Raw genomic sequence first — 14,408 nt, forward strand, 5'->3', positions numbered from 1 at the left:
ATAAACGGATGACGATACGGGTTTTGATTGTGGTGCCAGCGCGTTCAGGCTCTAAAGGTTTAGCTGATAAAAACATAAAATTGCTGGCTGGGCGCCCCTTGTTGGAGTGGACGGCCGCGAGTATTGCTCAGGCGGCAATTCCAGACAGCTTTACGATTTTATCCACCGATTCCGAAGAGTATGCAATTTTAGGGCGCCAAGCTGGACTTTGCGTACCGTTTCTCCGACCCGCTGTTTACGCCGGAGACAACGTGGCAGCAGTGTCGGTGTTAGAGCACGCCGTTGCTTGGTTCGTCGACCACTATGGCTATCAACCCGATTTCACGATGTGGTTGCAACCTACGTCACCTTTTCGTTCTCCAGCTATACTTCGTCAGGCTGTTGCGATCACTAGTGACAGGGAAGCTGACTCGGTGATCGGCTGCAAAGAAATCCACCGCGATCTGACCACACTGTTTAACTTGGAGGGTGGCTTCATGGTGCCGCTGAATACCGACAAGCCGACTCAGACATCGCGTCAGCAGACTGAACCATTGCTGACGCCGAACGGCGCAATGTACTTGTGCAGGACGGACCATTTATTGACATTCAAGTCGTTTTATCCGCCAAAAACGGTGCCATTGATTATGGATACAGTGCAAAGTCTAGATATCGACACTGAAGAAGACTGGGCTATTGCCGAGGCTTTTATTAAACAAGGACTGGTATGAACAAGGTTTTAGTCACTGGCGCCGACGGTTTTATCGGCTCGCATTTGACGGAAATGTTGGTAGCGCGCGGCTTTCAGGTGCGGGCGCTGGCGCAATATAACTCCTTCAACAACTGGGGTTGGCTCGAAGATGTGGTCTGTAAAGACCAAATTGAGGTAATTTGTGGTGATGTACGCGACCCGCAGTTTTGCCGCCTTGCCTGCCGTGATGTTGATACGGTGTTCCATTTGGCGGCATTAATTGCCATCCCGTATTCCTACCAGGCCCCGGACAGTTATGTCGATACCAATATCCGCGGCACGCTGAATATATGCCAGGCGGCGCGCGATAATGGCGTCGGGCGAGTGATTCATACCTCCACCAGCGAAGTTTACGGCACCGCGCAATATGTGCCGATAGACGAGAAGCATCCGTTACAGCCCCAGTCGCCTTATAGCGCCTCGAAAATCGCCGCCGATGCAATGGCGATGAGTTTTTTCAACGCCTTCAATCTGCCGCTGACGATCGCTCGGCCTTTTAATACCTATGGCCCCAGGCAATCTGCGCGGGCGGTGATTCCGACCATCATCACCCAGATAGCCAACGGTAAAAAACAGATCCAGCTCGGCGATGTGTCGCCGACTCGCGATTTCAATTATGTGGAAGATACCTGCCGCGGCTTCATCGCCTTGGCCGAATCGGATAAGGCCATAGGTGAGACGGTCAACATCGGTTCCAATTTTGAAATCTCGGTCGGCGATACCTTGAATCTGATAAAAAGAATCATGGCCAGCGATGTCGAGTTTTTGGTCGATGAGCAAAGGCTGCGGCCGGAAAAGTCGGAAGTAAACCATTTATGGTGCGACAACAGCAAGATCAAGCAACTGACGGATTTTGCGCCGCAAGTGAGTTTGGAAGAAGGTTTGCGCCGCACCGTGGCTTGGTTCTGCAACGCAGACAATCTGAAAAGATATAAAGCGGATATTTACAATGTTTGACAGTTTTATCCGCCTGGTCCGCGAGATTTATCAAACCAATGATTTTATTCCGCTACACGAACCGCGCTTTGCCGGCAACGAGAAGCAGTATTTGCTGGATGTGATCGACAGTACTTTCGTATCCAGCGTTGGCCCTTACGTCAGCCAATTTGAAATCAAAATCGCCGAATACACAGGCGCCAAACACGCCATAGCGACCGTCAACGGCACGGCTGCGCTACATATTGCCCTATTGCTGGCCGGCGTTCAGCCGGGCGAAGAAGTGATTACTCAAGCCGTGACTTTCGTTGCCACCTGCAACGCCATTCATTACTGCGGTGCAGAGCCGGTGTTTGTGGATATTGAGGTTGGGACGCTGGGTTTGTCGCCGCTAGCCCTGGCGGAATTTTTAGAGCAATACTGCGAGCGCCGTGACGATGGCGTTTACAACAAAACCAGCGGTAAGCGCATCGCCGCCTGTTTGCCGATGCATACCTTCGGTCATCCGTGCGATATGGCTGGATTGTTACGAGTATGCGACGACTACGGCATACCGTTGGTGGAAGACGCCGCCGAAGCCTTGGGCAGCCGACTTGACGGCCGGCATTGTGGGAAGTTCGGTAAACTGGGCGTGCTCAGTTTCAACGGCAACAAGATCATCACCACGGGCGGTGGTGGGATGATCTTGACCGACGATGATGATCTCGCGCGGCGGGCCAAACATCTCACAACCACCGCAAAGCTGCCGCACGCCTGGAAATTTACGCACGATCAAATCGGTTTTAACTATCGGATGCCAAACCTCAATGCGGCGTTGGGGCTGGCTCAACTTGAGCAATTGCCGACTTTCGTCGAACGCAAACGCGTGTTGGCGCAGAGCTACCTGGAATGGGCGGCGGGCGCGGGTGTGGAAATCGTCTCGGAACCGAGCGATGCTTGTTCTAATTACTGGCTGAATGCCTTGTTACTGGATGATGTGGTGCAACGCGATGCCTTCCTTGAATACAGCAACGCTCAAGGCGTCATGACGCGCCCGCTATGGGATTTGATGGTGGACCTGCCGATGTATAAAGATTGCCAACGCCACAGCTTGGTGCAATCAAGGCGTTTGGCAGAGCGACTGGTCAACGTCCCCAGTAGCGTGGTCTTGTGATGGCTAATGTGCCGCGCAAAATTTGCGTTATCACGGGCTCCAGGGCTGAGTACGGTTTGTTGTACTGGTTGTTACGAGACATTCAGGATGATAGTGAATTGGCGTTGCAATTAATCGTAACCGGCATGCACCTGTCGCCGGAGTTTGGTTTGACCTGGCAACAGATTGCCGCCGACGGTTTTGCTATCAATCGCAAGGTCGAAATGCTGTTATCTTCGGATACACCGGTGGGTATCAGTAAGGCCATGGGTTTGGGCTTGATTGGATTTGCCGATGCTTTGAATGAATTGCAACCGGACATTGTCGTCGTGTTGGGTGACCGCTTCGAGATTTTTGCGGCAACACAGGCGGCGATGAACTTACGCATTCCCATTGCACATGTCCACGGCGGCGAACTCACCGAAGGCGCGGTGGACGATGCGATTCGCCATGCCATTACCAAAATGGCTCACCTGCATTTCACCTCAACCGAGGTTTATCGGCAGCGGGTGGTTCAACTCGGCGAGCAGCCTGATCGGGTATTCAATGTTGGCGCGCCGGGACTGGATAATGTTTATCGCTTGCCGTTGCTCGACAAAGAACAGTTGGAGCAGGTGCTTGGTTTTAAGTTTGGCAAACGTAATTTGTTGGTGACCTTTCATCCGGTTACATTGGAAACGGCTACCACTATCGAGCAGTTTGATCGGTTATTGCGGGCCTTGGATGAGTTCGATGACGTTCATATCATATTTACCCACGCCAATGCCGATGCCGATGGCAGGGCCATAGCCGGGATGATAGAAGATTATCGGCAACGTCATGCGGATCGGGTGACCAGCTTTGTTTCCATGGGCTCTCAGCGTTATCTATCTGCATTGAAGCTGGTCGACGCTGTAGTTGGCAATTCTTCCAGCGGTATTTTAGAAGCGCCGGCGTTTAAGGTTGCCACCGTCAATATTGGTGATCGCCAGCGAGGACGGATCTGTGCCGGTAGCGTAATCCACTGCGCGCCGCAAACCGATGCGATCCGCGCCGCCCTGCTAAAAATATTTTCCGGCGAATTTGCGAATACCCTGAAGTGTGTCGAAAACCCCTGCGGTCAGGGCGGCGCTTCGGCGAAGATTAAAGAGCTTCTCAAACTTACGCCTGTGGATGGGCTGCTGAAGAAGCGTTTTTACGATTTAAAGGTGGTTGTATGAGTGTTTTCATCATTGCTGAGGCAGGTGTCAATCATAACGGCAGTTTGCAAACCGCCATGGAACTGGTCGATGCGGCGGTAGCTGCGGGTGCCGATGCGGTGAAATTCCAGACTTTCAAGGCAGAGAAATTAGTGACTCGGGCTGCGAGCAAGGCCGAGTATCAGAAACAAAGCACTGGTGCAGCCGAGAGCCAATTGGATATGCTGCGTAAGTTGGAGCTGAAATACGAGTTTCATTTTCAGTTGCGTGACTATTGCCAACGCCAAGGTATTGAGTTTCTTTCGACCGCGTTTGATTTCGATAGTTTAGCGTTTTTGGTGGACGAACTCGGTCTATCCAGATTGAAAATTCCGTCGGGTGAGATTACCAACGGGCCGTTTTTGCTGGCCCATGCCCAAACCGGGAAGGATATTATTGTCTCTACCGGTATGGCCACTCTCGGTGAAGTGGAAGCGGCGCTGGGTGTATTGGCGTTTGGCTTTTTGGGGTGGGAGCAACCGTCTCTGGCTGCATTTCAGCAAGCCTACGGCTTGGAAGCGGGACAAGCGGTTTTACATGAAAAAGTCACCTTGCTGCATTGCACCAGCGAATACCCGACGCCGATGACAGATGTGAATTTGCGGGCGATGGACGTGTTGCAGCAGGCGTTTGGATTGCCGGTCGGCTATTCAGATCACACCGAAGGGCTGGTCGTGCCGATTGCCGCTGTGGCGCGGGGTGCAATATTGATCGAAAAGCATTTTACCTTGGATCGCAGTCAAAAAGGTCCGGATCACCAAGTATCATTGGAACCGACTGAATTAAAACATATGGTGCGGGATATTCGCGCCGTCGAACAGGCGCTTGGTCGTCCGGGCAAGATGCCGCAAGCCTTGGAATTACAAAATCGTACGGTCGCCCGCAAAAGTTTGGTGGCGCATACATCAATAGCCGCGGGTGAAATTTTTAGTGCCGAAAATTTGACGACCAAGCGGCCCGGAACCGGTCTGAATCCGATGGAATATTGGCGATTACTTGGTCAAACCAGTCATCGTAGCTATGACGTGGATGATTTGATCGAATGAGTAAACCGGTCATTTTACTGGGAGGCGGTGGGCATGCGCGGGTGTTGCTCGACATGTTACGGCGGTTGGAAATCGAAATACTGGGCATGGCCGATCCGCACCGACTGCCAGGAAGCGAGCATTTTGGGGTCAAAATACTGGGCGGAGACACGGACGTACGGGCTTACGCTGCAGGCGGCGTCGAGTTGGTTAACGGTATAGGTTCTTTGCCACGCGACGCTGGCTTGCGCGGAAACCTATATGAACAATTTGTGAAGCAAGGGTATGTGTTTCAAACGTTAGTTGATCCGCGCGCGTTTACAGCCGGTGGCGTGCAACTCGCACAGGGCGTACAGGTCATGGCCGGCGCCATTATTCAGGCAGGCACAAAAATTGCTGAAAACTGCATAGTCAATAGCGGGGCGATTGTAGAGCATGATTGCCGCATTGGTCGTGATGTGCATATAGCGCCGGGTGCGGTGCTGAGTGGGGGGGTGGAGTTGGGCAATAACGTGCACATTGGCACCGGCGCCACCATCATTCAAGGCCTAAGAATCGGTTCCGGCAGCGTGGTGGGCGCGGGCAGCGTGGTGACGCGCGATATCGGTTGTAAGCAGATTGTCTATCCACCGCGTTCGCATATACAGGATTTGTAACTGGATTAATAAATGAAACAGCATTGGCAGCAGGTTTTGATTCGACCAGAAGCGACGTTGCGAGCGACTATCGAGGTGATTGATCGTGCCGCCTTGCAGATTGCTCTAGTCGTAGACGACCAAGAAAAATTGCTGGGTGTCGTCACGGATGGTGATATTCGTCGGGCCTTGATTCGCGGATTGTCTTTGGAGCATCCGGTTTTTGAGGTGATGAATAAGCGGCCGAAAGTTGCCCCTTTAAGTGACAGCAAGACCCAATTGATAGCCATTATGGAAGGCCATCATCTCTACCAATTGCCGGTTGTCGATGAACAAGGCCGGGTGGTGCGCCTGGAGTCGTTGCAAGCGCTGTACAAGCAGCCGGCATTCCCAAACCCGGTTTTTTTGATGGCGGGTGGATTCGGTACGCGTTTACGGCCCTATACGGACGAATGCCCCAAACCACTCTTAGAAATCGGTGGCAAGCCGATTTTGGAAACCATTATTGAGAATTTCGTTAAGTCGGGTTTTCGGCAGTTTTACATTGCCGTGCACTATCGCGCGCAGCAGATCAAAGACTATTTTGGTGACGGGGGGCGCTGGGGCATCAAAATCGATTATATCGACGAGAGCGAGCCTATGGGTACGGCGGGTGCGATTGGTTTAATGCCGGACAATTTGCCGGACGTACCCTTGATTGTGATGAACGGCGATATTCTGACTCAGATCGACTTTTCCAGGTTATTGGCCTATCACAACGAGCAACAAGCTATCGCTACCTTATGCGTACGCCAATACGAATACCAAATTCCCTACGGCGTCGTGAGATTGGAGCAGCAAAGAGTCGTAGGGATAGAAGAAAAGCCCTTGCAAAGCTGCTTGGCCAACGCGGGAATTTATGTGCTGGATCACAGTTTGATCAACAGCATCGCAATGCAGCAAAAGCTGGATATGCCGACCTTATTAAACCAACAAGTGGCTGCAGGCGAGATAGTCTCTATGTTCCCGGTCAATGACTATTGGTTGGATATAGGTCGCGAAGCCGATTTTCTAAGAGCACAGGGCGAATTCGCCAAGTATTTCTGAATTAGAGGGTTAAAGTTCTCCAAACCCGGGCCGATACATCATTCGAGTTTGAAACAAATCTTTTTAATTCAACACAACACAAAATCTTCGAAGCGCTGAACGTTCTCGAAATTTGGAGGGTAACATCATGGCAATGGTAATCAACACAAACGTCAATTCGTTGAACAGTCAACGTTTTTTGAATAAAACCAATGATTCGCTAGCAACCTCAATGGAGCGTTTGTCTTCTGGTTTGCGGATTAACTCAGCAAAAGACGACGCGGCGGGTTTAGCCATCAGCGATAAAATGACATCGCAAATTCGCGGTATGACCGTAGCAGTGAGAAACGCCAACGACGGTATTTCGATGGCGCAAACAGCGGAATCCGGTATGGGTGCTATTACCGATACGTTGCAACGTATGCGTGACCTTGCGGTTCAAGCGGCCAACAGGGCGGCGGTAAGTGGTTCCGACAGGGACAAACTGCAAACCGAATTTAAACAGCTGGGTCTTGAGATCAAAAGGATTATTCAGAACACCGAATTTAACGGTAAAAAAATCTTGAACGGCTCATTGGCGGGTGCTAACTTCCAAGTAGGTGCCAATACCACGACAGACAACCAAGTTTCTGTTACTGTTTCGAACTTGGAAAAAGTTAACAGTCTTAGTGCCTTGTTTGGCGCTGCGGGATATTCGATCGGTTCGGGTGCGGCTTCCGCCAAAGTTAGATCGGCAATTTCAGCTATTGATAGTGCGATCAAAAAGATCGATACTTTCCGTTCAACATTGGGTGCTATTCAAAACAGGTTTACTACTACTGTAGCCAACCTGCAGTCTTCGATAGAAAACCAAAGCGCCGCGAGATCCCGTATCCTGGATGCCGATTTTGCTACAGAAACATCCAATTTGAGCAAAACGCAAATATTGCAACAGGCCGGTACAGCGATGCTGGCGCAGGCTAATCAGTCCGGTCAATCCGTGTTGAGTTTGCTAAGGTAGTTTTGATAGGGGGGTTGCGGACCGTAACCTCCCGTTTAATACGAAAAGCATAAGGTGAATGTCATGAACAGTGAGATTTCAAATGTGTTAAAGCTATCTCCCGTGACTGTTGCTAAAGCTGATAAGCAAACGGATGAAAAATCATTTGCGGGAGCCAGGGTCGATGCTGACAAGCGTAACCCTGGTGTTTCCGCGTTGCAAAATGACTCGACTGTATCCTCTTCAGTTTCGAACCAAGATCAGGACAAACAGAATGAAGTTAAGCCTTCTTTCGATTCGGTAAAAAAAGCGGCGGATAAAGGAAATTCGTTGCTTCAATCGGTTAACCGTAATCTCCAATTCAAAGTAGATGATTCAACCAAGGAATTAGTGGTGAAAGTCGTTGATAGTGAAACTGGTGATGTCGTGCGGCAAATTCCGTCCGAAGAAATGCTGGCGTTTATCAGAAGAATGCAGGAGTTGGATGGCCAGCAAGGCTCTATGATTCAGGATCGTGCTTAGCAAGTTAGTCGGGTGAGGAGAGTGTCATGAGCATCGTGTCGTCAACGGGTATTGGTAGCGGTATCGATATTGGCACACTGGTTAGTCAATTAGTGACCGCTGAAGGTCAGCCGGCACTAAATGCGATTCAGCGGCAAGAAGACGCGGCAAATACCAGATTAAGCGGAATCGGCAGCTTGAAAAGTGCGTTGTCGGATTTTCAGACTGCGGTCAATAAACTGAAAGATGGAAATCTATTCAAAACGCATAAAGCCGCATCTGCCGACGAGTCAATCTTAAAGGTTGCCGCGGGCGCGGGGTCCGTGGCGGGTTCTTATGCCTTGGAAGTTACGCAGTTGGCAAAGGCGCAAAAATCCATTTCGGCCGAGTTTGCCAGCTCAGCTGCCACTGTAGGCACAGGATCTTTGACTATTGCTACTACGGCAGGAGCCTCGTTCAACGTGACGATTGGTTCCGGTAGTAATTCGTTAACAGGTATAAGGGATGCTATCAACAACGCTTCCGGTAATACCGCCGTTACCGCAAGTATCGTTAATGTCGATAACGCTACCGGCACCGGTACAATTTCCAAGCTGGTCCTCACAGCCAAAAATTCCGGACTTGCAAACGCATTTACCGTGACGGGTACTGATGATGATGGAAACAACACCGATACCTCTGGATTATCCCAAATTTTTTCGTCTAATTTGAGTGCTCAGGCGACTGCTACCGACGCTATTATCAAAGTCGATGGTCAGACCGCAACGCGCAGCACCAATTCGATAACAGACGTAGTACAGGGGCTGACTTTAGACTTGAAATCCGCTCAAGTGGGTACCAAGGTGAACGTTGATGTCAGTTTGGACAATGAAGCCATCAACAAAACTCTGACAAGTTTCGTGACCGCATACAACAAACTGCACACTACCGCCAAAGATTTGGGTAAATACGGTGGCGGCACCGGCGGTAGTAGTTCCGGAAATGGCGCGTTAATCGGCGACGCTACGTTGCGTTATGTGACTTCCCAAGTCAGACAGGATTCGGCAAATCCAGTTTCGTCAGCGACCGGCAATTACAATTCATTAGCCATGATAGGCGTGAAAATAGATAAAGATGGTGTGATGTCATTGGATAGCACGCAGCTTAACACTGCACTGAGTGCCAGCTTGCAGTCGGTTAGCGATGTGTTTTCGTCGTCTGACGGTGTGGCGACTCGGCTTTACTCAAAATTAGATAATTTGTTGCAATCGGGTGGACCATTGGATAGTCAGCAAACATCGCTGAAAAAACAATTGTCTACCTTGGAAGATCGCAGAGCCGACGTGCAAGTTAGATTAGATAATTTGCAAAAGACTTTGCAAAAGCAATTCACAGCCATGGACGTCAATGTAGGTAAATTTAAATCAACCGGTTCTTTTCTAAGTAACTGGATCAGCAAATTGTAATAAAGAGGTTTTCCCATGTACGTTGATGCTCATAGAAAAGGTGCTAGACAATATGCTGAGGTTCATACCTCCAGCAATTTTGGCGAGGAATCTCCCCATCGATTGATACAAATGTTAATGGAAGGATTTTTGGCGCGAATCAATTCTGCTAAAGGTGCAATTACTCATGGCGATATGGAAGCGAAAAGTATCTATATATCCAAGGCAATTGGCATAGTAGGTGGGCTGAACGAGGTGCTGGACTTAGAGCAGGGTGGCGAAATTGCTGTCAATCTTCGCCAATTGTACGATTACATCAACTTTCGGCTGTTACAAGCAAGCAGTGAAAACAGCGAAGACATCCTAAATGAGGTGACCGGGTTGATGAAAGACGTTAAAGAGGCCTGGGATGCGATTGCCTAATGTCTGTTGATTTCCCTGATCCTAATTTCTTGGAGTGGCAACAGCAGTTACAAGGTTTTGCCGACAATATCCAAGAGTGCATACTAAAGTCGGAATGGGAGAGTCTGGCTGATATTTTGGATAAAAGGCAAGTTTGTTTAGAACAGTTTTTTGCGGGCGTAGCGTCCTTACCCGAGCATAAAAAACTACTTATCAAGCAATTAGCTCAGTCCATGCTTGAGCAGGATGCTGTTTTTATTTCTTATATCGAAGAGCAAAAGTCGCTCTCTGCTGCTCAGCAATCGGTCTTGGATCGCGGCCGCAAGGCAATGCAGGCTTATAGCAGTTACTAAGTCATCTGATTCATACCTATCCTCGTTTTTTCCAGATCATCCCGTTACAACACGCTGTTCAGCGTATCGATATACCCCTTGATTTCTTGATTGTGGTCTTGGCGGCAATGAAATGCCGCTCCCCTTTGCCTTATTCTACAATCATCAATTGCTTGTCTGATTTCAGCTTACAGCTTTCCTCGACGTTTTTGTAACCCTTTCGTATATTGAATTAACGATTCTCAAAATATGTGAAGGGTATGCATATTGTTGATTTAATTTGATATTTTGTATTTTTATTGGGTGTGCTTGGCATGTGGGTTTTCTAGACAATAGATTTCGGAGGGGCGAGTCAAAAAAATGTCGTTCTAATTGTCTTAAGGCTGGTTAATTGGCGAAAAGGCCTTTGATCTGGTGTCTTTCAGCCGTGTTTGATGATATTAATAGCGTTTTATTTTTTTAATTATTGAATTTAAAAGGGATTTTTATATGTTGGCATAAAAAGTGATTGATGTTTGGTGGCGGCAATAATGCCTATTCCACTTAGTATCAACCGGGAGAACGATCATGCCATCATCAATGGTCATCAATACAAATATCGCGTCATTGAATAGTCAGAAGTTTCTGACGCGGACTAACGATAGTCTGCAAATGTCTATGGAGCGCTTATCATCAGGTCTTAGAGTCAATAGTGCTAAAGACGATGCCGCCGGTTTGGCGATTGCCGACCGGATGACATCGCAAATTCGCGGTATGACTGTTGCCATGCGCAATGCCAACGATGGTATCTCCATGGCCCAAACTGCGGAAGCTGGGATGGGTACAATCACTGAGACTTTGCAGCGGATGCGGGACTTGGCGGTCCAGGCGGCCAATAGAGCGGCTGTCAGTGGCGAAGACAGGCAAAAGCTTCATACCGAATTTAAGCAATTGGGTGCAGAAGTTAAAAGGATTATTCAAAATACCGAATTCAACGGCAAAAAAATTCTAAACGGTTCTTTAAAGAATGCGAACTTTCAGATTGGAGCTAACACGGCGGCAGACAATCAGATATCTGTTACGGTATCCGATTTGATAGCTGTGACAAGTTTAAGCGCGCTTTTTGGTAACAAGCATTCAATTGGATCAGCTGCTACCTCTGGAAATGTGCGCTCAGCAATCAATGCTATTGATACCGCAATCAGAAGAATCGATACATTTCGTTCGAATTTAGGTGCAATTCAGAATCGGTTTTCCACCACTATATCGAATCTACAGTCTTCCATTGAAAATCAAAGTTCAGCTCGTTCGCGGATTATGGATGCCGATTTCGCTGCCGAAACAGCAAATTTAAGCCGCAGCCAGATTCTGCAACAGGCGGGTACGGCGATGTTGGCTCAGGCGAATCAAGTAACCCAAGGCGTATTGCAATTATTGAAATAGAAGTAACCGCAATATTTAGCCTGAATAGTCGGTGCATTTGAATATAGGAATGCTAAGCTGATACGTAGCTAGTGAGATTCCGTAAACTTTAATCAAGAAGTAGCAAATGGTTGATGAACTTGATCAGGTGAGACAATATGACTTAGGGCCAATATGCGTAAATAACTTTGGCGAAAAATATTTTTTCAACCTAAATAGAAATAGCTTCGATAAAGTTAGTGCCGAAGCGCTGTTTGACGCGAAGTACGGTAAGGATCTGTTTGCTGAAGATGCGCTTAATGTGATTATCGGCACGGATTCCGGGTTGCTGCCAAAATACTTGCAAAGCAAGTTTTTACCAAAAGGTACGCGCTACATCTTCATTGAACCGGAAGGCGTGTTGCAGGGGTTAAAATACAACCAATTGCTTGATGGATTGGATGAGAAGATTCTGTGTATCGGTTTGGAACAATGGCCGGAGGCTATTAAAAATTTCAAAATAAACGATTATCTATATATCAACGCAGTACGATCCTACAACGCAATTTGTGCGCAAGACGATTATATAGAGGAGTATGCAGAGTTAAGTTGGTATATCACGGAAGTGCTATCGCAACTGCATTGGCAAATTAGTGTTGAGTTGGGTAGCGAGGCGTTTATCGCCAGACAGATTATTAATTTAGCCGATAATGGAAGGCCGGCAAAATTGCTCGAAAAGGCCTTTGTCGACAAGACGGTGTTACTTTTGGCAGGAGGCCCCTCGCTTGACGAGGTTTTGCCCTGGCTCAGGTTGCATCGCAACGAGGTTGTGGTTTTTGCTGTTTCCAGAATTTCTCGCCAGTTATTACAGGCCAATATCGAGCCGGATTTTGTGTTTTCGGTGGATCCGACTGAGCTGAGCTTTGATATCAGCAAGGAAATGCTCGAGTTCAGCAGCAAGCCGATTTTTGTGTATTCATACCACACTGTCCCCACTTTAGTTAACCAATGGCATGGTCTTGGGTTCTATCTTGGTCCGCGACTGCCTTGGCCGTCGCCACTGAACGTAGCGAATATTGGCAGTGCGGGGCCTACCGTGACCAATACTGCGTTGAGCGTGGCGTATCATTTTGGCTTCAAAAGAATGGTGCTCGCCGGCGTAGACTTATGCTTCACCAAGGAAGGCTTTACTCACGCCACCGGTAGCGACGAGCAAATGGCCGGGCCACGCTTTAATTTGACATCCTTGCAAGTAGAGACAAACGCCGGATTCATGGCGCCTACTAGTTGCGACTTCGCTCAAGCCATTCTCTCACTGAGTTTCCAGGCGAAACAGTTGTCTGGCATGGGATGTCGGATTTTCAATATTTCCGGCGGTTCTGCCAAAGTCGACAATATTGAGTATTTACCCATATCCGAAATCGAATTTGGGGATGGTTCCATTAATGTGGCTAAAATTGTAGCCGAGCGGATTAGCGAATCCGCTGAACATAATAATTATCATAAACAAATTCTTGATGAGTTGGGACGTGCCCAATTTCAGATCAAAGGAATTGCCCGTCTGGCGGAGAATGCCCGCCGTGTCAATGACGAGATGTATAGTGCCGATGGAGTCATTGAAAACTATAAGGATAAAAAAAGACTCGATCAGATCGAAAAGAAGTTTAAACGCGAACATAGGCATTACAGCAAGTTGGTAAAGAGCTTTGGTATCAGAAGTTTTATCAAGTTGACTAAAGCATTCAACGATGAAGCATGGAGTGCGGAAGAGGCGAAGCAACTTGGCAACGTTTTCTACGATGCCTATCGGGAAGGCGCTACAAAATTGATGTGCTTGTTGGATGGCGCTGTCGAAAGAGTTCAAGCCAGACAGCAGGAATATGCGGATGCCCCGAATTTTGGTTTGGTAATCGAGCAATATCGAAAGGACAGAAGTTTTGGGCGTGTAAGATTGTGGAAGGCTATTGCCGCAGAGCTACCGGCAGATGTTCAGGTTCAATTTGCCGATTTTGAAAAACGCTTCGTAGAGATTGTTCATGACAAAAATACTCGGCATTTTGCCAAGGCCAAAAGTCAGGGAAATCTTTCCAGTCTGAAGCAAAGGGCTGGCTTGTTATTCAAGCATAAAAAAATCGAAGAATTGAGTGATTTGCTGACCAGTTTGGACAAACACCAGGATCAACAGGCGGTCGAGCCTTATCGGCAGCTGATTACCGGTTACTCGGCTGAGTTGCAGCAAAAACCCACACTGGCTCTGGATGCATATCGACAAATTGTTGACGGTGGTGGTGTGTTGGTCGAGCAGGCACTGATAAGAATTGCGGATATTGGTATCGATAGCGATGACGCTCATACCGCCAATTTAGCGTTACAGTGTTTGTCGCAATTGAATCCTTTCTACTTGCCCTTGTATGCGGAAATGCAAAGGTTGCATGGCGATGTGATGGTCGCGATAGACGCCTACAATAATTACATCGGTCAATTCCCTAACGATACATTGGCGCAAATAAAGTTGGCTAACTTGTATACGGAGCAAGGGATCTATGATGCGGCTATCATGATGCTGGATTATATTTTGGCTCAAAAACCTGATCTTGAAGTTGCTGTCACCATGAAGGCTGCGTTGGTTTCCGCCGGATTTTAGCCGCGG

At 48.3% G+C, this 14,408-nt stretch carries 14 protein-coding genes; all 14 read left to right on the top strand.

Annotated elements, in window-relative coordinates; genetic code table 11:
- Window positions 1–8 precede the first annotated feature (8 nt).
- The 14 genes from G006_RS0119190 (at window position 9) to G006_RS0119255 (ending at window position 14,402) form a co-directional block, all read left to right on the top strand.
- Window positions 9–710 (top strand): acylneuraminate cytidylyltransferase family protein, encoded by a 702-nt coding sequence (locus tag G006_RS0119190; protein WP_020484847.1) that lies wholly within the window; start codon window positions 9–11, stop codon window positions 708–710.
- On the top strand, window positions 707–1,687 hold the full coding sequence (locus G006_RS0119195; protein ID WP_020484848.1) for an NAD-dependent 4,6-dehydratase LegB: 981 nt from the start codon (window positions 707–709) through the stop codon (window positions 1,685–1,687). The genes G006_RS0119190 and G006_RS0119195 overlap by 4 nt, the downstream gene beginning before the upstream one ends.
- Entirely contained in the window at window positions 1,680–2,819 is a 1,140-nt protein-coding gene (locus G006_RS0119200) for a LegC family aminotransferase (RefSeq protein ID WP_020484849.1), read from the top strand. The genes G006_RS0119195 and G006_RS0119200 overlap by 8 nt, the downstream gene beginning before the upstream one ends.
- Window positions 2,819–3,997, top strand: a complete 1,179-nt coding sequence (gene neuC / locus G006_RS0119205) for a UDP-N-acetylglucosamine 2-epimerase (RefSeq protein WP_020484850.1) — start codon at window positions 2,819–2,821, stop codon at window positions 3,995–3,997. The genes G006_RS0119200 and neuC overlap by 1 nt, the downstream gene beginning before the upstream one ends.
- Window positions 3,994–5,061: an N-acetylneuraminate synthase gene (gene neuB, locus G006_RS0119210; RefSeq protein WP_020484851.1), complete on the top strand. Its 1,068-nt coding sequence runs from the start codon at window positions 3,994–3,996 to the stop codon at window positions 5,059–5,061. The genes neuC and neuB overlap by 4 nt, the downstream gene beginning before the upstream one ends.
- A complete protein-coding gene (locus G006_RS0119215) occupies window positions 5,058–5,696 on the top strand; it encodes an acetyltransferase (protein ID WP_020484852.1) in 639 nt (212 codons plus the stop codon). Before neuB ends, G006_RS0119215 begins: the two co-directional genes overlap by 4 nt.
- Before the next feature lie 12 nt (window positions 5,697–5,708).
- Window positions 5,709–6,761 (top strand): nucleotidyltransferase family protein, encoded by a 1,053-nt coding sequence (locus G006_RS0119220; protein ID WP_020484853.1) that lies wholly within the window; start codon window positions 5,709–5,711, stop codon window positions 6,759–6,761.
- Between the two features lie 127 nt (window positions 6,762–6,888).
- Window positions 6,889–7,740, top strand: coding sequence for a flagellin domain-containing protein (locus G006_RS0119225; RefSeq protein ID WP_020484854.1), 852 nt, complete (start codon window positions 6,889–6,891; stop codon window positions 7,738–7,740).
- A 63-nt stretch (window positions 7,741–7,803) separates the two neighbouring features.
- On the top strand, window positions 7,804–8,241 hold the full coding sequence (locus G006_RS0119230; protein ID WP_020484855.1) for a flagellar protein FlaG: 438 nt from the start codon (window positions 7,804–7,806) through the stop codon (window positions 8,239–8,241).
- 26 nt (window positions 8,242–8,267) lie between these two features.
- Window positions 8,268–9,665, top strand: a complete 1,398-nt coding sequence (gene fliD, locus G006_RS0119235; RefSeq protein WP_020484856.1) for a flagellar filament capping protein FliD — start codon at window positions 8,268–8,270, stop codon at window positions 9,663–9,665.
- A gap of 15 nt (window positions 9,666–9,680) precedes the next feature.
- Window positions 9,681–10,067 (top strand): flagellar export chaperone FliS, encoded by a 387-nt coding sequence (gene fliS / locus G006_RS0119240; RefSeq protein ID WP_026147175.1) that lies wholly within the window; start codon window positions 9,681–9,683, stop codon window positions 10,065–10,067.
- On the top strand, window positions 10,067–10,399 hold the full coding sequence (locus tag G006_RS0119245) for a hypothetical protein (RefSeq protein ID WP_020484858.1): 333 nt from the start codon (window positions 10,067–10,069) through the stop codon (window positions 10,397–10,399). Before fliS ends, G006_RS0119245 begins: the two co-directional genes overlap by 1 nt.
- Window positions 10,400–10,945: 546 nt before the next feature.
- On the top strand, window positions 10,946–11,800 hold the full coding sequence (locus G006_RS0119250) for a flagellin N-terminal helical domain-containing protein (protein WP_026147176.1): 855 nt from the start codon (window positions 10,946–10,948) through the stop codon (window positions 11,798–11,800).
- 106 nt (window positions 11,801–11,906) lie between these two features.
- Window positions 11,907–14,402: a motility associated factor glycosyltransferase family protein gene (locus G006_RS0119255; protein WP_020484860.1), complete on the top strand. Its 2,496-nt coding sequence runs from the start codon at window positions 11,907–11,909 to the stop codon at window positions 14,400–14,402.
- The last annotated feature ends 6 nt before the right edge of the window (window positions 14,403–14,408 follow it).

Origin of the sequence: Methylomonas sp. MK1, from assembly GCF_000365425.1 — a bacterium.
Lineage (GTDB): Bacteria > Pseudomonadota > Gammaproteobacteria > Methylococcales > Methylomonadaceae > Methylomonas.